We start from the raw sequence: 17,225 nt of genomic DNA, 5'->3' as shown, positions 1-17,225 counted from the left end.
CTTCATGTCCTCGTCCGACAGCGGCTCGCCGACCGCGGCACGCATGTTGATGTCGCTGCAGCGCCTGGAGAGCGGCTGCCTTTTGGGGGCGGCGGCCTTTTCCACCTCCGCTGTCGGCGGCGACGGCGGCGCAGCCACGGCAACCGCCTGCGGCCTCGGCTTGGCGCTCGGCCGCGGGGCTGCGACAGGCGCCGGCCTGGGCTCCACCGGGGCGGTCGCGGGCGCCGGCTCGCGCGGCACGGCGGCGGACAGGCATGGCGTCCGGCATGGCTTCGTCTCGGCCGCCGCCGGCATGGCGCCGGCGCACAGCGCGATCACCATCGCAATCGGCGCCATGGCGGAAAACGGCGAAGACCGCGGCGGGTAAATCATCAGCGGGCAAATGTAGAGCGAGAGGCGCCGCCCGCCATCTCGCCAAATGGCCACCCTGCCGAATGGCCTAGTGCTACGAAAGCATCAAGGCAGCCACTGCACCAAGGTCATGACCAACGTCAGAGTCGCGAGCGCAAGCACCGTCGACACCGCGACGCTGGCCGTGACCAGGTCTTCCGATGTGCGGTAGCGCTGCGAAAAGAGAAAGACATTGGCGCCGATCGGCAGCGCGGCCGCCACCACCATCACGGTGAGCGGTATGCCGCGCACACCCAGCAGCCAGCCGATGCCGGCCACCAGCAGCGGATGCAGCAGATTCTTCACCAGTGCCTGCACCATGGCATCGCGCCAGTGCCGCCCGATAGGCGTCAGCGCGAGCGTGATGCCCACCATCACCAGCGCCACCGGGCCGAAGGCCTGGCCGAGCAACGCGATCGGCTTGTCGAGGAATTCGGGCATCGCGAGCCCGGTCTGCGCGAACAGCAGCCCCGCGATGATCGGCATCGGCACCGGGTGGATGATGGCGTTGCGCAGGGCGCGCAGCACGGTGCCCGCCATGGAGCGCTTCTCTTCGCCGCTCACCGCTGCATGCTCGCGCGCCACGGCCAGTTCGAGCACGACCGTGGCGCTGGTCAGGAGCACCAGCGAATGCAGCGAGATCAGCGTGAGCAGCACGACCATGCCCGCCTCTCCGTAGGCGAGGCCGACCAGCGCGATGCCGATCATCACGGTGTTGCTGTAGGTGTTGGCCAGCGCGATGACCGCGGCCGTGCGGTTGAATCCGCGCAGCGCGAGCGTCGCCGCGAACAGCAGGCCGGAGGCGATGAAGTAGGCCGCCACGGGCTTGAGGCTGAGCTCTTCCACGTGCACCGTGCTCATCGCGCGGAACAGCAGCGCGGGCGCGAGCAGCAGGAAAATGAGGTTCGACAGGTCCTTGACGGCGTTACCGCCGATCCAGCGGCGCCGGCCCGCGAGGTAACCCACGGCAATGAGAAGAACGACGGGGAGCAGCGAGGAGATGACGAAAGAGTTCACGTCATCGAGGATAGCGTCTTGCTCTTTCTCGCTGCGACGAGTTCGCAGAGCTTGCGTTCTGGGTGCTTGTGTTCGGGGCGCTGTTGTCCAGGGCGCGTGCACAGGCCACCGGGTACTCCCCTCCGCGAATGTCCCCCGCCTTCGGCTCCTCCTTTATTTCGCTGCGGGGAGCACCCGATGCCCTGTGCACCAGGGCACGCTCTGGGTGCACAGCTGATCAACAACCGCTCTGCATAACGCTCCCGTCGATGGGGTGCCTTGCGCAGCGAAATAAAGGAGGAGGCCGCAGGCCGGGGGACATTCGCGGAGCAAGGTACCCCGTCGGCGGGAGCGCGCCCTGAACAGAGCGCAGAGCGCCCGCCGGCGCAAGACAAGGATCAGAACGTCACGCGCAACCCGACCTTCAGCGAACGCCCCGGCAGCGGCGCATTCGGGTACACCGTCGTCGTCAGGATCGACGTCGGGCTGTAGGCCAGCTTGTTCGTGATGTTGTCGATGCGCGCATACCAGGTGAGGTTGGCGCGCTGCACCTTCATGCGGTAGGAAATCGATGCGTTCCACAGCGTGTAGGCATCGGTCTCGCGCGCGCCGACGCTGGGCACGTGGCGCTGCGCCGCGTTGTAGTCGAAGCCGAAGCGCGCGCTCCAGGGGCCATTGCCGTAGGCCAGCGTCGCGCCCGCGCGGAACGGCGCGACGCGCGGCAGAGGCTCGCCGGTGTCGAGGTTCTTCGCACGCACCACATCGCCGCGCCATTCCAGGTCGAGCGTCGAGGCGTCCGCCAGCCGCGCGAAACCGTCGGTGCCCAGCAGGCGCAGGGTGCCACTGGCCTCGATGCCGGTGAAGCGCGCGCGCACGCCGCTGTAGAGGTACTCGGCCAGCGTGTCGGTGGCTTCGGGGTCGGTCACCACCTGGCCTTCTTCATCGAGCGCGCGGCCCGATGCCGTCAGGCCGATGTAGTTGCGAAACTGCGTGACGTAGGCGTTGACGCGGGCCGTGTTGGCGCCCGACTTCCATTGCGCGCCAACGTCGAAGCCGGTCGACTTTTCCTTGCCGAGGTCCGGATTGCCGACTTCCCACGCGGCCGTTGCCACGTGCGGGCCGTTGGCGAGCAGTTCGTAGTCCTTCGGTGCCCGCTCGGTGTAGGCCAGGTTCGAGGTGAGCTGCCACTGCGGCGTCAGGTTGACCAGCGCGCCCACGGCCGCGCTGTGCGGGTTGAACGTGCGTTCGCCAACGGCAAAGCGCGTCACCGTCGGATCTTCCGGATAGCCGAGCGAAGTGACGCGGACCTTCTCGGTGCGCGCGCCAAAGCTCAGCCGACCCCAGGAGGTGCCGAGTTCCTCGTACAGGAACAGCGCATTGGAGCGCGTGCGGCTGTGCGGCGCAAAGGCTTCCTCGCCATCGGCGGCGAAGCGGTTGCTTTCGCTCGCAAAGCCGACCAGGCCTTCGAAGTTGCCGATCTTCCGGTGGCGCGCCTCGATGCGCAGGTCGTTGCTCATGTTCGAGAAGGTGGTGCCGGCCTCGCCGCCTTCGTACTCGGTGTGGCGGTAGTTGGTGTGGCTGGCCTTGGCGTGGATGCTGCTGATGAAGCCGCCCGGGCGCCACTCGCCTTCGATCGCCTGGCGGTCGGACTTCATGCCGATGGTCACGTCGTCCTCGGCCACGGTGCCGTAGGTGCTGCGGTAGGTGCTGGCCGAGGCGCCGATCCAGCCCTGGTCGAAGAACAGCGTGCCGCCCACTGCGCCGCCGCGCGCCTCGTTGGCCGAATTGCAGATCTTGCGCGCGCGCCACGGCGAGCCGGGCTTGCTGCATTCCAGGTCGATGGGCACCGAGACGTCCTTGGAGTCGCGGCTGAACGCATCGACGTGCAGCGCGAAGCGGTCGTTGCCGCCTTCGAGCAGCACGCCGCCGTTCTTCTCCTTGTTGCCGGTGGAAAAGCCCAGGTCGGCGCGGCCGCCGAAGCCGTTGATCGGCTCGCTCGGAATGCGGTTGTCGATCACGTTGACCACGCCGCCCACCGCGCTGCCGCCGTACTGCAGCGCGGACGGGCCGCGCAGCACCTCGACGCGCTCGGTGACCAGCGCGTCCATCGGCACCGCATGGTCGTAGCTCAGCGACGAGGCGTCGGGCGCGCCGCCGCCGTTCTGCAGGATGCGGATGCGGTCGCCGTCCAGGCCGCGGATGATCGGCCGGCTCGCATTGGGGCCGAAGTAGCTGCTGCTCACGCCGGGCAGGTTGTTGAGCGTCTCGCCGAGCGTCGATTCGGAGCGCATCAGGAGCCGGTCGCCCGAGAGCGTGGTGGTGGGAGCGATCAGCTCGCTCGCGCCCAGCGGATTGCCGGTGACGGCGATCTCCGGAAGGGCTGGCGCAGCGGCTTCGGCGGGCTGCGCCTGGAGTACCGGCTGGGGCTCGGCCTGGGCCATGGCCGCGACGGAAGCCAGCAAAAGAACGGCAGCGCCGATGGCGTTGCGACGGAAATTGGGAATCATGATGAACACTCGTTGAACCAAGGGGCGATCGCCGCCATCCGCATCAACGCGGGGCAGCAACCGGAACACAGGGGGATTCAGCGAGTGGAAGGCGGGCCGCGCGCGTCGAACAGCGCAACCCAGCGGGCGACGGCTTCGCCCTGAAGGTAGGCAAAGGTGGCCGACGGCAGCAGCACCGGCAGCACCACCATCGGCACGCCGGGCGCGCCCGAACCATGCGACAGCTGGTCGTAGAGCCGGCATTCGGCGTCGGAGTGGTCGCCGAACAGGCCGCCGATGCCATGGGCCGCATGCGCGTGCGCGCCCTCCGGATGGGCCGCCAGCGCAGCCGCATGGGCCTGCGCCAGGCCGGGCACGTGCAGCGTCCGGTGCATCAGCCCCAGCGTGCCCGCGAACCACAGCGCAAGCACCAGCGCGATGGCGATCGCGCGGGTCGACGCAATCGTCCGGTTCGGGGCGGGGCTGGCGATGTGCACGGGAAGCGGGGCCTATAGGAGATCGATCAGGCCTTGACGCGCGAGGCGAAGGTCTTCTGGAACTTCTCGACCTTGGGGCCGACCACGAAGGCGCAGTAGCCCTGGTTCGGGTTGTTCAGGAAGTAGTCCTGGTGGTAGGCCTCGGCCGCCGAGTAGTTGGCGAGCGGCGCCACCTCGGTCACGATGGGGGCGCTGTAGGTCTTGCTCGCCTCGATCTCGCGGATGACCTCCTCGGCCACCTGCCTTTGCGCATCGCTCGTGAAATAGATGCCGCTGCGGTATTGCGTGCCCACGTCGTTGCCCTGGCGGTTCGGGGTCGTGGGATCGTGCACCACGAAGAAGATCTCGAGAATCTCGCGCAGGCTGATGGCCGCGGGGTCGAATTCCACCTTCACCACCTCCGCATGCCCGGTGCGGCCGGTGCACACCTGCTCGTAGCTGGGGTTGACCGCCTGGCCGTTGCAGTAGCCCGATTCGACGTCCACCACGCCCTGCACGCGATCGAACACGGCTTCGGTACACCAGAAGCAGCCTCCGCCAAGCACGATGGTTTCAGTGGGCGACGGTGAAGAGGACATGGCTGCTCCGGCAGGTGGGGAAAAAGCGAACCCGATATTGTCGCGGCTTGACGGGCCGGATGCCGGTCACTACATTACTAACCCGTTAGTCATTAATATCATGCCCACCCCCCGATTCTTTGCCGACAAGATCTGCCCGGTGCGCACCAAGCGCGAGCGCCGCAAGGAGGCGCGTCCGGGCGAACTGCTGGCGGCGGCGCTCGACCTGTTCGTCGAAAAAGGCTTTGCCGCCACCCGTGCCGAGGAAGTGGCGGCGCGCGCGGGCGTCTCCAAGGGCACGCTCTTTCTTTACTTTCCGAGCAAGGAAGAACTCTTCAAGGCCGTGGTGGTCGAGAACCTCGGAGGCCGGTTTGCCGAGTGGAACGACGAGTTCGAGGCCTTCGAGGGCACGACGGCCGACATGCTGCGCTACTGCATGCGCGTCTGGTGGGAGCGCGTGGGCATGACCAAGGCCTCGGGCCTGACCAAGCTCATGATGAGCGAGGGCGCCAATTTTCCCGAACTGGCCGAGTTCTACCGCAAGGAGGTGGTCCGGCCGGGCCACACGCTGCTGCGGCGCATTCTGCAGCGCGGCATCGATCGCGGCGAATTCGCGCCGGTCGACGTCGACCACGCCATCTACGCCGTGGTGGCGCCGATGATCTTCCTGATGCTGTGGAAGCACTCGGCCATGATCTGCGTCGACGGGGAAGGCTCGTTCGACCCCGAAAAATACCTTGCCACGCAGGCCGAGACCGTGCTTTACGGCCTCACGCGGCCGCCCGGAGCCGCGGCATGACGCGCAAATGCATCGCCGGCCAGCCGCGCGCCCGCGCCGCGCAACCTAAAATTGAAGGTTTGTCCTGAGCCCCACAAGGAAAAGCCTCCCATGAACCCCACCCCCTCCCTCGAGCGCCTGCGCTTCAACATGATCGAACAGCAGATCCGGCCCTGGGATGTGCTCGATCTGGAAATTCTCGACCTGCTGGCCGCGATCCGGCGCGAAGACTACGTGCCGCCCGCCCACCGCGCGCTGGCCTTCTTCGACATGGAACTCCCGCTGGGCGACGGCTCCGTTCCCGGCCAGGTGATGCTCTCGCCCAAGGTCGAGGCACGCATGCTGCAGGACCTGCATGTGCAGAAGCACGAGTCGGTGCTCGAGATCGGCACCGGATCGGGCTTCATGGCCGCCCTGCTCGCCCATCGCGCGGCCCAGGTGCTCTCGCTCGAGATCGACCCCGCGCTGGCCGCCCGTGCCGCCGAAACCCTGCGCCAGAACGGCGTGGCCAATGTCGAGGTGCGCAACGCCGACGGCGCCGTGCCGCTGCCGAGCGGCCCGAGCTTCGACGTGATCGTGCTCAGCGGCTCCGTGGCGCGCATTCCGCAGAACCTGCTCGGCTCGCTCAAGGTGGGCGGCCGGCTCGCCGCCATCGTGGGCGATGAACCGATGATGCGCGCCCACTTCGTCACCCGCAGCAGCGAAAGCAAGTGGGACACGGTCCAGCCCTGGGACACCGTGGCGCCCCGGCTGCTCAATTTCCCCGAGCCCTCGCGCTTCTCGTTCTGAACGGACGGCTCCGAATGATCGATCAAGTCCGCCCCGCCGATCTCGCTGCCTGGTTTGCGCAAAACCCCGGCGCGGCGCCCGTGCTGCTCGACGTGCGCGAACCCTGGGAGCTGCAGACGGCGAGCGTCGCGCCCCAGGGCTTCACGCTAGTGGCCATTCCGATGAACGAGATTCCGGCGCGGCTTTCCGAGCTCGAAGAAGGCCAGCGCATTGCGTGCCTCTGCCACCACGGTGCGCGCAGCCAGCGCGTGGCGGCCTTCCTGAGCCAGAACGGCTTTGCCGAGCTGGCCAACGTGGCCGGCGGCATCGACGCCTGGTCCGCACAGCACGATCCCTCCGTGCCGCGCTACTGATTCTTTCTTCAAGGACGTTCAATGCCTTTCAGGCCCAGGCTTTTGCCTCTTTCCGCAGCGCTCGCAAGTCTCTTTGCCACCCTGCTCGCGCTGCCCGCCCAAGGCCAGACACTGAACGAACTCTACGAATCCGCACGCGGCTTCGACGCCACCTACCAGGGCGCGCGGGCCCAGTACGACGCGAACGTGGCGCGCGCGGCCCAGGCCAAGGCCGGCATCCTTCCCGCCGTGGGGCTCACGGCCGGCGCCACACGCAACAACCTGGACATCGACACGCTCACCGGCGCCGGCCGCGGAACGACCACGCCGCGCGACTTCACCACGCAGAACATCGGCATCAACGCCACGCAGCCGCTCTACCGGCCCGCCAACTGGGCCACCTACGAGCAGGGCAAGCGCCAGGCCGAGATCGCGCAGGCGGTACTCACCATTGCCGAGCAGGACCTGATCGTGCGCGTGAGCCAGGCCTACTTCGACGTGCTCGCGAGCCAGGACAGCCTGGCGCTGGTGCGCGCGCAGAAGGTGGCCGTGGCCGAGCAGCTCGCGTCGGCCAAGCGCAACTTCGAGGTTGGCACCTCCACCATCACCGACACGCGCGAAGCCCAGGCCCGCTACGACCTCGTCATTGCGCAGGAGATCGCCGCCGAGAACGACCTGCAGGTGAAGAAGGTGGTGCTCGACCAGCTGGTCGGCCGCCCTGGCAGCGTGCCGGTGCCGCTGGCGCAGCCGGTGGTGCTGCCCACGGCCCTGCCGGCCAACATCGAAGCCTGGGTGGCGCAGGCCGACGAAGCACACCCGGCCATCCGACAGGCACGGCTCGGGCTCGACGTGGCCGGGCTCGAAATCCGCAAGGCCGAAGCCGGCCACAAGCCCACGCTCGACGCCAACCTGGGCTACAACATCACGCGCAATCCGGACGGCACCAGCACCAGCACCGTGGGCACGCGCATCAACGCCGCCTCCGTGGGGGTGGTGTTCAACCTGCCGCTTTTTGCCGGCTTTGCCACCGAGAACCGCATCAAGGAAACGCTCGCGCTCGAAGACCAGTCGCGCAGCGTGCTCGACGGCACCCGCCGCAGCGTGGCGCAGGCCACGCGCGCCGCCTACCTCGGGCTGGTGTCCGGCGCGGGGCAGGTCAAGGCCTTTGAAGCGGCCGAGGCTTCGAGCCAGAGCGCGCTCGATGCCAACCGGCTCGGCTACCAGGTGGGCGTGCGCATCAACATCGACGTGCTCAATTCGCAGAGCCAGCTGTTCCAGACCAAGCGCGATCTCGCGCAGGCGCGCTACAACGTGCTGCTGGGCAACCTGAAGCTGCGCCAGGCCAACGGCACGCTCACGGTCGACGACATGAACGCGATCAATGCGACGCTGGCAAAGAATGGCAGCACGGCTGCGCCATCGCTCGGCGAGCAGCCGCAAGCCGCGCCTTCGGTGCCGGTCACGCCGCCGCCCATTCCCGTGGTGCCGCCGGTCCCGGTGCCGCCATTCAATCCGCCGGCGCCGATGATGCCGTCGGCACCGGTGCCGCCGGTGATCCTCAATCCGCCAGTGCGCTGAGGATTTCTCCCTCCCCTCCCGGGGGAGGGCCGGGGTGGGGGCACGACGGCCTCGGCCCGATCATGGCGCTCGTTGGGCGCTCGCCCCCATCCCAGCCTTGCCCCAGCGGGGGAAGGAGCCATGCACACTCAGTCGAGTGTGGGTTCGGCGCGCGGCGCTTCGCTTTCGAGCGGCGCGTGTTCCGACGCCACAGGGTCCGCGGCCTGCGCGATGGCCAGCACCGCAACGGCGGTGCGCTCGGCCGCGCCGCGGTTCGATGACGAGAAAGCCAGCGCAGCCTCGGCCATGACGGCGCGGCGCTCGGGGTTCTCGACCAGCTTGAGCGCCGCGGTGACCGCCTGCTCCATGTTCTCGACGCGCAATGAGGCCCCGGCCGCCAGCGAAAGCTGTGCCGCTTCGGCAAAGTTGAAGGTCGAGGGGCCCATGACCACCGGACAGCCGCAGGCGGCCGGCTCGATCAGGTTCTGGCCGCCCAGCGGTTCGAAGCTTCCGCCCAGCAGCGCGACATCGGCCAGGCCGTAGTAAAGCGCCATTTCGCCGAGCGAATCGCCGAGCCAGATCTCGGCGTCGGAGGGCTCGCCCGCGGCGCTGCGGCGCGCCACGGCAAAGCCTTCGGATTCGATCAGCGCAGCCACCTCGTCGAAGCGCTGCGGATGGCGCGGCACGATCATCCACTGCACGTCGTGCACGCGCTTGGCAATCGAGCGGATGGCGCCCTGCTCGGGCGGCACGGGAGAGGTGGCGCCGAAGCGCCTGAGCACGTCGAGCAGCATGCGCTCCTCGCCGTCGCGCGAGCTTGCGAGCACCACCATCGGCTTGGGCAGCCGCTCGCGCAGCGTCACGGCCGCGGCCAGCTGGCGCGCGTCGGGCGAGGCGTCGAACTTGAGGTTGCCGTAGATGCCGGCCACCTTGGCGCCCAGCGACACCAGCCGATGGGCGTCGGCCTCGGTCTGCGCCCACACGGCGGCCAGCGCCGAATACGCGGGCCGCGCGAGCCAGCCGAGGCGTTCGGCCGCGGCCAGCGATTTTTCGTTGAGTCGCGCATTGGCCAGCACCAGCGGGATGCGGCGCTCGGCGCAGGCGGCGGCCATCTCGGGCCAGACCTCGGTTTCCATCAGCACGCCGATGCGCGGCTGGAAACGGTCGAGAAAACGCTGCACCGCGCCCGGCATGTCCCAGGGCTGCCAGACCTGCGTGTCGCCGGGTTCGAGCAGCTTGGCGCCCTCCTCGCGGCCGGTGGCCGTGCCGTGCGTCAGCAAGATCGGTATGCCCGGATACTGCCTGCGCAGTTCCTCGATCAGGATGGCGGCGGCGCGCGTTTCGCCGAGCGAGACCGCATGCACCCAGCACTGGCCCTCGCCGGTGGTGGCATCGTCGTAGTAGCCGAAGCGCTCCTCGACGGCCACGCCGTAGCCGGGCTCGGCCACCGCCCGGCGCCGCAGCTTGCGGCGGACCAGCGGTTGCACGACGGTGGTGAAGGCGCCGTAGAGACGCAGCAGCAGCGAACGCACGGGACTCAGTGCGACGCTTCGGCCAGCGTCGCGTCGGCTTTGACGGTTTTGAGGAGCGCGAGCATTTCGGCTTCGATGCGCTTGAGCGCCGCATCGGTCTGGCCCTCGAAGCGCAGCACCAGCACCGGCGTGGTGTTGGAGGCGCGGATCAGGCCAAAGCCGTCGGGCCAGTCGACGCGCAAGCCGTCGATGGTCGAGACCACCGCGGGTGCCGCGAAGCTCGCGCCTGCGACGAGTTTCTCGACCACCGCATGCGGCTCGCCTTCGGCGCACTTCACGTTGAGTTCGGGCGTCGAGAAGCTCGTGGGCAAGGCGTTGAGCGTGTCGCTCGCATTGGGCGTCTTGCTCAGGATCTCGAGCAGGCGGCAGCCCGCATAGGTGCCGTCGTCGAAGCCGAACCAGCGCTCCTTGAAGAAGATGTGGCCGCTCATCTCGCCGCCCAGCGGCGAATCGATTTCCTTCATCTTGGCCTTGATCAGCGAATGGCCGGTCTTGAAGATCAGCGGCTTGCCGCCCGCGGCCTCGATGGCCGGCGCCAGGCGCTGCGAGCACTTCACGTCGTACACGATGGTGCCGCCGGGCACGCGCGAGAGCACGTCCTGTGCAAAGAGCTGCATCTGCCGATCGGGGTAGATGTTCTGGCCGTCTTTCGTGACGATGCCCAGGCGGTCGCCGTCGCCATCGAAGGCCAGGCCCAGTTCGGCGTCGCCTTCGGCCAGCGCGGCCATCAGGTCCTTGAGGTTCTCGGGCTTGCTCGGATCGGGGTGGTGGTTGGGAAAGTCGCCGTCGACCTCGCTGAACAGTTCGGTCACTTCGCAGCCGATGGCGCGGAAGATGGCCGGCGCCGTGGCGCCCGCAATGCCGTTGCCGGAATCGACCACGATCTTCAGCGGGCGGGCCAGCTGGATGTCGCCAACGATGCGCTTCGTGTAGGCGTCGGTCACGTCGACCTTGCGCACGCTGCCGCCGGGCGCCAGCCTGGCGGTTCCTTCTTCCATGACCTTGCGCAGGCCCTGGATCTCGTCGCCGTAGATGGCGCGCCCTGCCAGCACCATCTTGAAGCCGTTGTAGTCCTTGGGGTTGTGGCTGCCCGTGACCTGGATGCCGCTCGTGCACAGCGTGTGGGCCGCAAAGTAGAGCATGGGCGTGGTCACCGCGCCCACGTTGATCACCTCGATGCCGGTCGCCATCAGGCCGCTGATCAGTGCTTCGACGAGCGCGGGCCCCGAAAGGCGGCCATCGCGGCCCACGGCCACGGTCTTTTCACCGGCGGCGCGGGCGGCGCTGCCGAAGGCCCGGCCGAGCGCTTCCGCGACCTCGGCATCGAGCGTGACGGGCACCACGCCTCGGATGTCATAGGCCTTGAAAATCGACGCACTGAGTTGCATGAAGAGGCATTCCCTGTAGGTTCTTGAGAACGGGCCATTGTAGGCACGCGCTCCGGCACCCACATGTCCGGAAACGGCCAGTTGAAACGAGTCGAAACCGTATCATTTGCCCATGCCTACCTCCCACGCATCCACCGAAGCACTCGAGAGCGACGCCTGCTACCTGGCGATGAAGACGCACGATGCGCGCTTCGACGGCTCGTTCTTCACCGCGGTGACCTCCACCGGCATCTACTGCCGGCCGGTCTGCCGCGTGAAGCTGCCGCGGCGCGAGAACTGCCGGTTCTTCCGCCACGCGGCGCAGGCCGAGGCCGAGGGCTTCCGCCCCTGCCTGCGCTGCCGGCCCGAGCTCGCGCCGCGGGCGGCGAGCTGGTCGACCGAAGATGCCTCGCGCATCCTCGCGCTGCAGGCCGCGCGGCTCATCGACGAGCCCGATGCCTGGTCCGAAGACGGGCCGGGCGCAGCACGGATCGCCGCACGGCTCGGCGTGAGCGACCGCCATCTGCGGCGCATCTTCGAGGTGCAGTTCGGCGTTTCGCCCTTGCAGTACCTGCAGACGCGCCGCCTGCTGGCCGCCAAGCAGCTGATCGCCGACACGCGGCTGCCGATGACGCAGGTGGCGCTGGCCAGCGGCTTCGCGAGCGTGCGCCGCTTCAACGCCGCGTTCCTGGAGCACTACGGCCTCAACCCGAGCGCGCTGCGGCGTGCCGGCGGCGCCGAGGGCGGCGAGGGAAAGGCCATCGAGGTGCGGCTGGGCTTTCGTCCGCCCTACGACGTGGGCGCGATGCTCGGCTTCTTTGCGCGGCGTGCGCTGCGCGGCGTCGAGGTGGCCACCACGGCCGATGGCAAGGAGCCCGCCAAGGGCAGCACGCCCACCTTCGTTCGCCTGGCCCGGACGCTGCGCGTGCAGCAGGGCGGGCAGACGCACGCCGGCTGGCTGCAGCTGCGCTTCGACATGGAACGCGAGCAGATGCTGCTGTCGGTCAGCGACTCGCTGGCCGCAGTGCTGCCGATCGTGATCAGCCGCGCACGCGCCATGCTCGACCTCGATGCCGAGCCGATGGCCATCAACGCCGCGCTGCACGAGGCCTTTCCGCACGGCGACGGCTTGCGCGTGCCCGGCACGGTCGATGGTTTCGAGCTGGCGGTGCGCGCGGTGCTGGGCCAGCAGGTCACCGTGGCCGCGGCGCGCACGTTGGGCTCGCGGCTGGTGGAGGCTTTCGGCGAAGCCATCGCCACGCCCATCGAAGGGCTGAACCGCCTGTTTCCCACGCCCGCGGCATTGGCGGCCGCGAGCGGCGATGCACTCGGCAAGCTCGGCATCGTGCGGCAGCGGCAAGCCGCGCTGCAGGCCATCGCCAACGAGGTCGCCTCCGGCAGGCTGGCATTGCATGCGGGCGCCGACGTGCCCTCGACCATCGCCGCGCTGCAGGAGCTGCCCGGCATCGGCGCCTGGACCGCGCAGTACATCGCAATGCGCGCGCTGCGCTGGCCCGACGCCTTCCCCGCGGGCGATGTCGCACTGCAGAAGGCACTGGGCGTGAGCACCGAACGCGCGGCCAGCCAGGCATCGCAGGCATGGCGGCCCTGGCGCAGCTATGCGGTCCTGCGCGCCTGGCATGCGCCGTCTTCTTCCGCTGCCGCCGCAACAGCCCCCTTGGCGGCGGCAGAACCTTTCAACAACCTCACAACGGCAGGCGCCTCCGCCTGAAATGTCATGAAGTTCAAGAGCAAAGTCATCTACACCTCGCACATCGACACGCCGCTCGGCGGCATCACGATGGCCGCCACTGACGAAGGCCTGGCCGGCGTCTGGTTCGACCAGCAGCGCCACTGGCCCGACACCACGGGCTGGCAGACCAGGGGCGACCATCCGGCGCTGGTCGAGGCCGGCGCCCAGCTGCGCGACTATTTCGCGGGCAGGCGCGACACCTTCGACGTGAAGCTCGATCTCTCGCACGGCACCGCGTTCCAGCAGAGCGTGTGGCAGGCGCTGCTGGCCATTCCGGCCGGCAAGACCATGACCTACGGCGCGCTGAGCGCGAACGTGGGCAACCCGGCCGCGGTGCGCGCCGTGGGCGCGGCCGTGGGGCGCAACCCGATCAGCGTGATCGTGCCCTGCCACCGCGTGCTGGGCGCCGACGGCTCGCTGACCGGTTACGCTGGCGGGCTCCATCGCAAGACCGCACTGCTGGAACTCGAAGCGAAATAGAGCCCGCCGCAGGGCCGCGAGGAACATATCCATGAGCACAACGACAAACGACAACACCGCCGCCACCCCATCGCCGAAACCCAAGGCCTGGCTCGTCGACCTCGTGCTGCTCGGCGCGCTCTGGGGGGCGTCCTTTCTTTTCATGCGCATCGGCGCGGCCGAGTTCGGTGCCTTGCCGGCAGCTGCCGTGCGCGTGGCGGTGGCCACGCTGTTCCTGCTGCCGCTCTTGTTCATGCGCGGCCACGGCGCGGCGCTGGCGCAGCACTGGAAGGCGTCGATGGCCATCGGCGTGCTGAATTCGGGCATTCCGTTCGCGCTGTTCTGCTTTGCGCTGCTGACCATCAACAGCGGCCTGGCGGCGGTGATCAACGCCACGGTGCCGATGTTCGGCGCGCTGGTGGCCTGGGCCTGGTTCCGCGACCGGCCCGATGGCTCGCGCATCGTCGGCCTGGTCATCGGCTTCGCGGGCGTCGCCATGCTGGCGAGCCGCAGCGCGGGCCTGCACGCCGATGCCGGCGGCAACGCCGCGCTGTGGGCCGTGCTGGCCTGCCTCGGCGCCTGCGCCAGCTATGGCGTGGCGGCCAGTGCCACGCGGCGCTACCTGGGCGGCGTGCCCGCGCTGGCCACCGCCACCGGCAGCCAGATCGGCGCCACGCTGTTCCTCGCGCTTCCCGCGCTGTGGTTTTGGCCCGCGCAGATGCCCAGCCTGCGCGCATGGCTGGCGTTGCTGGCCCTGGGCATCGCATGCACCGGCCTCGCGTACATCCTGTTCTTCCGGCTGATCGCCAATGCGGGACCGGCGCGCGCGCTGACCGTGACCTTCCTGGTGCCGGTGTTCGCGGTGTTCTACGGTGCCGTGTTCCTGGGCGAGAACATCACGCAATGGATGCTGATCTGCGCGGCCGTGATCGTCTGCGGCGTGGCGCTCTCCACCGGCATCGTGAAGCTCTGGCCGCGCGCGGACGGTAGCGCGGCCGCTACATCGCCGCCGCGACCACGTTGACCGACAGGGCGAGCACCAGCATGTTGAAGGCGAAGGCCAGCACGCTGTGCACCAGCGTGATGCGTCGCATCTCGCGCGAGGTGGCCTGCACGTCGGACACCTGCGAGGTCATGCCGACCACGTAGGCGTAGTAGAGAAAGTCGAAATAGTCCGGCTCCTGCTTGCCTGGAAAATCCAGCCCGCCGTCGGGCGAGCCGTCGCGCTGGTCGATGTAGTAGCGATGCGCGTAGTGAAAGGCGTAGATCGTGTGCATCGTCAGCCACGATCCCACCAGCGCCACCAGTCCCAGCGCAATGTGGCCCGCGCGCGCCGGCCCGCTCATCAGCTTGACCTGCTGCAGCAGCATCGCGATGGCCACCACGCTCGCCGCAATGACCACCAGCATCGACACCAGGATCACCACATTGGGCTGGTCCAGCGACTGCGCGCGCTTGCGGGTCTGCGCTGCGTCGAAGGTGCCGGCCAGCCACCACGCGAGCAGCAGGAACACCGCGGTGCCGGTGCACCAGCCCGCGAGTCCGCGCGCCATGGCGTCGAGCGTCCAGGGGATGGCCGCGGCGGCGGCGCCCGCCACCCCGGCATAGAGAAGACGCTGCGGGCCGGTGGTCGCGGAGAGATGTTTGCGCATCTCCAAAGCTTACCGTGAGTACTTTTTCAGGCGCGCGAACGCCGGGGTCGCCATCGTCCTACATGCACAGCGGCAATCGGCGCATGGGCTTTGCGCGAGGGGGCTATTAACTTGGCGGTCATCAATAGGGAGCAACCGCCCGGGAGCCCGGCGCGCACACAAATTGCGTGTCGAGCCCGAGGCGTATTTTTTTGTCTTCTTTCTTCCTCTTAAGGATCTCTCCATGCTGTTGCTCCGCTCCTGCCCGCTCGCCGGCCCCGCAAGGCTGACGAAGCTGGGCGCACTGGCTGGCGTCGGATTTCTTCTTGCTCCCGCACTGGCCTGGGCCGACCCGTCGCCCGCGCTGGACCGCTTCAGCTTCTCGGCCGGGGCCTTCAGCGCCGATCCCAAGTTCAATGCATCGGTCAGCTCGCCGTACGGTGCGCTGCGCACGCGCGACCTCGAGCCCGGCCGCGTGACCATGCCGCGCATCACGGCCGACCTGCTGATCGGCGACAGCCACGGCATCTCCTTCGACTACTACCGCTACAAGCGCGACTACTTCGGCCAGGCGGCGGGCAGCGATTCCTTCGGCGGGTTCGGCACCGTGACAGCGCTGGGCAATGCCAACCTCAACGTGAAGCTCGACTTCGCGAAGCTCTCGTACAAATGGTGGCTCGGCTCGGGCAACACGGTGTTCGGCCTGGGTGCCGGCGCCGCCTACTACCGCATCAACGTGGGCGCAAATGCCAATGTCGCGGTGAACGGACGGATCGGCACGCTGAACGAAGACTCGAGCGACGACGCCATCGCGCCCCTGCTCGAGGTGGGCGTGCGGCACGCCATCAATCCCGACCTGCGCCTCTTCGCCGACCTTTCCGGCGTGCGCAAGGGCGGCGGCCGCTTCCACGGCAACATCTACAACGCCAGCGCGGGCGTGGAGTGGTTCCCGGTGAAGAATGTCGGCCTGGTGCTGGCCTATGGCGTCACCAACATCGACCTGGCGCGCGAGACCAGCACCGCGGAGACCCGCGTCAAGGTCAAGCTGCACGGGCCTTCGGCCTTCGTCAAGGCGCGGTTCTGACGCCCCTTCGGCGCCGGCGCCATGCCACGGGCCGGCGGCTGAGCGCATAGGTGCTTGCGATCATCGGCGGCCGCGTCCCGGGCAACTATGATCTTTCGATGTACATCCCAGCCCCAATCCGCTCCGGCAAACCCGATGGATGCGCCGCCAGCGCGCGCCGCACCCGCCATCCACGCCCCCTTCGCCTTGCCGCCCCGGCGGCGGCGATGCTGCTGCTGGCAGCGGGCGTGCCGGCCCATGCGCTCGTCATCGGCGTGACCGAGGGCGTGAGCTACCAGGCCACCGAAAGCCAGATTGCACCCCGCTTCGAGCCCATTGCCGAAGTGCTGAGCAAGGCGCTGAAGCAGCCCGTGACCATCAAGGTGCTGATCTCCTACACCAGCGCGCGCGAAGCCTTGAAGGAGCAGCAGGTCGACCTGGCCTTCATCCATCCGGCCCATGTGGCGCTCGAAGCCATCAAGAGCGGCCGCTACCAGGCGCTGGCCTGGACCAGCGGCTTCACCGCGTACAAGGTGTCGCTGCTGTGCAAGGAGCCGCAGCCCATCTCCAACTGGAAGAGCATCGCGGGCAAGGGCCTGGTCATGCCCGACGCGGATTCGATCACCTCGGTGATCACGCGCGCCATGCTGCGCGAGCAGGGCCTGCAGCCCGCCGCGCTCAAGCTCACCAACACGCGCTACCAGGACGCAGTGCCCTTCTACGTGCAGAACGGCTTTGCCGCCTACGGCGCCACGGCGGCAGCGGGCGTGGTCAAGACCTGGAAGGATGGCGGCGGCAATGTCTGCGCGGAATCGCGCGCGGTGCCCATCAAGCAATGGCTGGCGTCGCGCAAGCTCGATGCCGCCACGGCCAGTGCCGCGCGCGAAGCCCTGCTCGGCCTCGCACAAAGCGAGGCCGGCAAGCGCGCGCTCGCCACATCGACCTACACTGGCTTTGTCGCACCCTCCGCCGAGGTCGAAACAGCCTTGATGACCTGGCTTGGCATCTGAAACCGGCGGGCGCGGCGTTCTCCCAACT

General features: G+C 68.5%; 17 protein-coding genes. 10 read left to right on the top strand and 7 right to left on the bottom strand.

Translation table 11 applies throughout. From position 1 onward, the window contains the following. Window positions 1-4: 4 nt before the first annotated feature. Window positions 5-367: a hypothetical protein gene (locus tag QFZ47_RS20965; RefSeq protein WP_307657455.1), complete on the top strand. Its 363-nt coding sequence runs from the start codon at window positions 5-7 to the stop codon at window positions 365-367. Window positions 368-456: 89 nt separating this feature from the next. Here QFZ47_RS20965 and QFZ47_RS20960 read toward each other — a convergent pair whose 3' ends face one another. From QFZ47_RS20960 to msrA, 4 genes are all read right to left on the bottom strand, one after another. Next, a complete protein-coding gene (locus tag QFZ47_RS20960) occupies window positions 457-1,407 on the bottom strand; it encodes an AEC family transporter (RefSeq protein ID WP_307657454.1) in 951 nt (316 codons plus the stop codon). A 377-nt stretch (window positions 1,408-1,784) separates the two neighbouring features. Then, entirely contained in the window at window positions 1,785-3,893 is a 2,109-nt protein-coding gene (locus QFZ47_RS20955) for a TonB-dependent receptor (RefSeq protein ID WP_307657453.1), read from the bottom strand. Between the two features lie 77 nt (window positions 3,894-3,970). After that, window positions 3,971-4,369 carry a hypothetical protein gene (locus QFZ47_RS20950; protein WP_307657452.1) on the bottom strand — a complete coding sequence of 133 codons (399 nt, stop codon included), beginning with the start codon at window positions 4,367-4,369 and terminating at the stop codon, window positions 3,971-3,973. Window positions 4,370-4,395: 26 nt separating this feature from the next. Further along, window positions 4,396-4,947, bottom strand: coding sequence for a peptide-methionine (S)-S-oxide reductase MsrA (gene msrA / locus QFZ47_RS20945; RefSeq protein WP_307657451.1), 552 nt, complete (start codon window positions 4,945-4,947; stop codon window positions 4,396-4,398). Between the two features lie 100 nt (window positions 4,948-5,047). On the opposite strand from msrA, the gene QFZ47_RS20940 reads away from it, so the two are divergent. The 4 genes from QFZ47_RS20940 (at window position 5,048) to QFZ47_RS20925 (ending at window position 8,403) form a co-directional block, all read left to right on the top strand. Then, the gene (locus tag QFZ47_RS20940; RefSeq protein WP_307657450.1) at window positions 5,048-5,725 is read left to right on the top strand and encodes a TetR/AcrR family transcriptional regulator; all 678 of its coding nucleotides are present in this window, start codon (window positions 5,048-5,050) and stop codon (window positions 5,723-5,725) included. 90 nt (window positions 5,726-5,815) lie between these two features. Continuing rightward, complete coding sequence (locus tag QFZ47_RS20935; RefSeq protein ID WP_307657449.1) at window positions 5,816-6,493, top strand: protein-L-isoaspartate O-methyltransferase family protein; 678 nt, start codon at window positions 5,816-5,818, stop codon at window positions 6,491-6,493. Between the two features lie 14 nt (window positions 6,494-6,507). Continuing rightward, a complete protein-coding gene (locus tag QFZ47_RS20930) occupies window positions 6,508-6,846 on the top strand; it encodes a rhodanese-like domain-containing protein (protein ID WP_307657448.1) in 339 nt (112 codons plus the stop codon). 21 nt (window positions 6,847-6,867) lie between these two features. Beyond that, window positions 6,868-8,403 (top strand): TolC family outer membrane protein, encoded by a 1,536-nt coding sequence (locus tag QFZ47_RS20925; protein ID WP_307657447.1) that lies wholly within the window; start codon window positions 6,868-6,870, stop codon window positions 8,401-8,403. A 128-nt stretch (window positions 8,404-8,531) separates the two neighbouring features. On the opposite strand, the gene QFZ47_RS20920 is transcribed toward QFZ47_RS20925, so the two are convergent. Both QFZ47_RS20920 and QFZ47_RS20915 read right to left on the bottom strand, forming a co-directional pair. Next, window positions 8,532-9,914 carry a 3-deoxy-D-manno-octulosonic acid transferase gene (locus QFZ47_RS20920; protein WP_307657446.1) on the bottom strand — a complete coding sequence of 461 codons (1,383 nt, stop codon included), beginning with the start codon at window positions 9,912-9,914 and terminating at the stop codon, window positions 8,532-8,534. Window positions 9,915-9,919: 5 nt separating this feature from the next. Beyond that, a complete protein-coding gene (locus tag QFZ47_RS20915; protein ID WP_307657445.1) occupies window positions 9,920-11,302 on the bottom strand; it encodes a phosphomannomutase/phosphoglucomutase in 1,383 nt (460 codons plus the stop codon). Window positions 11,303-11,414: 112 nt separating this feature from the next. On the opposite strand from QFZ47_RS20915, the gene QFZ47_RS20910 reads away from it, so the two are divergent. From QFZ47_RS20910 to QFZ47_RS20900, 3 genes are read left to right on the top strand one after another with little or no spacing between them, the layout of a single operon-like run. Then, complete coding sequence (locus tag QFZ47_RS20910; protein WP_307657444.1) at window positions 11,415-13,013, top strand: DNA-3-methyladenine glycosylase 2 family protein; 1,599 nt, start codon at window positions 11,415-11,417, stop codon at window positions 13,011-13,013. 6 nt (window positions 13,014-13,019) lie between these two features. Next, complete coding sequence (locus tag QFZ47_RS20905; RefSeq protein WP_307657443.1) at window positions 13,020-13,514, top strand: methylated-DNA--[protein]-cysteine S-methyltransferase; 495 nt, start codon at window positions 13,020-13,022, stop codon at window positions 13,512-13,514. A gap of 31 nt (window positions 13,515-13,545) precedes the next feature. After that, window positions 13,546-14,517 carry a DMT family transporter gene (locus tag QFZ47_RS20900; protein WP_307657442.1) on the top strand — a complete coding sequence of 324 codons (972 nt, stop codon included), beginning with the start codon at window positions 13,546-13,548 and terminating at the stop codon, window positions 14,515-14,517. Here the strand turns inward: QFZ47_RS20900 and QFZ47_RS20895 are convergent. Next, complete coding sequence (locus QFZ47_RS20895; RefSeq protein ID WP_307657441.1) at window positions 14,492-15,145, bottom strand: DUF1345 domain-containing protein; 654 nt, start codon at window positions 15,143-15,145, stop codon at window positions 14,492-14,494. The two genes, QFZ47_RS20900 and QFZ47_RS20895, sit on opposite strands and share 26 nt — an antisense overlap. A 223-nt stretch (window positions 15,146-15,368) precedes the next feature. Between QFZ47_RS20895 and QFZ47_RS20890 the strand changes: the two genes are divergently transcribed. Together QFZ47_RS20890 and QFZ47_RS20885 are read left to right on the top strand one after the other, a co-directional pair. Next, complete coding sequence (locus QFZ47_RS20890) at window positions 15,369-16,208, top strand: hypothetical protein (RefSeq protein WP_307657440.1); 840 nt, start codon at window positions 15,369-15,371, stop codon at window positions 16,206-16,208. A gap of 206 nt (window positions 16,209-16,414) precedes the next feature. Beyond that, window positions 16,415-17,197, top strand: a complete 783-nt coding sequence (locus QFZ47_RS20885) for a phosphate/phosphite/phosphonate ABC transporter substrate-binding protein (protein WP_307657439.1) — start codon at window positions 16,415-16,417, stop codon at window positions 17,195-17,197. The last annotated feature ends 28 nt before the right edge of the window (window positions 17,198-17,225 follow it).

Source organism: Variovorax paradoxus (assembly GCF_030815975.1).
Lineage (GTDB): Bacteria > Pseudomonadota > Gammaproteobacteria > Burkholderiales > Burkholderiaceae_C > Variovorax > Variovorax paradoxus_N.
Note: the sequence above shows the minus strand (reverse complement) of the source record. Positions and strands in the feature narration are given on the sequence as shown.

Excerpts from the sequence above, each read along its gene's own strand:
- QFZ47_RS20965 (WP_307657455.1), top strand. The coding sequence starts at position 5 with ATGTCCTCGTCCGACAGCGGCTCGCCGACCGCGGCACGCATGTTGATG.
- QFZ47_RS20955 (WP_307657453.1), bottom strand. The coding sequence starts at position 3,893 with ATGATTCCCAATTTCCGTCGCAACGCCATCGGCGCTGCCGTTCTTTTG.
- msrA (WP_307657451.1), bottom strand. The coding sequence starts at position 4,947 with ATGTCCTCTTCACCGTCGCCCACTGAAACCATCGTGCTTGGCGGAGGC.
- QFZ47_RS20940 (WP_307657450.1), top strand. The coding sequence starts at position 5,048 with ATGCCCACCCCCCGATTCTTTGCCGACAAGATCTGCCCGGTGCGCACC.
- QFZ47_RS20935 (WP_307657449.1), top strand. The coding sequence starts at position 5,816 with ATGAACCCCACCCCCTCCCTCGAGCGCCTGCGCTTCAACATGATCGAA.
- QFZ47_RS20930 (WP_307657448.1), top strand. The coding sequence starts at position 6,508 with ATGATCGATCAAGTCCGCCCCGCCGATCTCGCTGCCTGGTTTGCGCAA.
- QFZ47_RS20925 (WP_307657447.1), top strand. The coding sequence starts at position 6,868 with ATGCCTTTCAGGCCCAGGCTTTTGCCTCTTTCCGCAGCGCTCGCAAGT.
- QFZ47_RS20915 (WP_307657445.1), bottom strand. The coding sequence starts at position 11,302 with ATGCAACTCAGTGCGTCGATTTTCAAGGCCTATGACATCCGAGGCGTG.
- QFZ47_RS20910 (WP_307657444.1), top strand. The coding sequence starts at position 11,415 with ATGCCTACCTCCCACGCATCCACCGAAGCACTCGAGAGCGACGCCTGC.
- QFZ47_RS20905 (WP_307657443.1), top strand. The coding sequence starts at position 13,020 with ATGAAGTTCAAGAGCAAAGTCATCTACACCTCGCACATCGACACGCCG.
- QFZ47_RS20900 (WP_307657442.1), top strand. The coding sequence starts at position 13,546 with ATGAGCACAACGACAAACGACAACACCGCCGCCACCCCATCGCCGAAA.
- QFZ47_RS20895 (WP_307657441.1), bottom strand. The coding sequence starts at position 15,145 with ATGCGCAAACATCTCTCCGCGACCACCGGCCCGCAGCGTCTTCTCTAT.
- QFZ47_RS20890 (WP_307657440.1), top strand. The coding sequence starts at position 15,369 with ATGCTGTTGCTCCGCTCCTGCCCGCTCGCCGGCCCCGCAAGGCTGACG.
- QFZ47_RS20885 (WP_307657439.1), top strand. The coding sequence starts at position 16,415 with ATGCTGCTGCTGGCAGCGGGCGTGCCGGCCCATGCGCTCGTCATCGGC.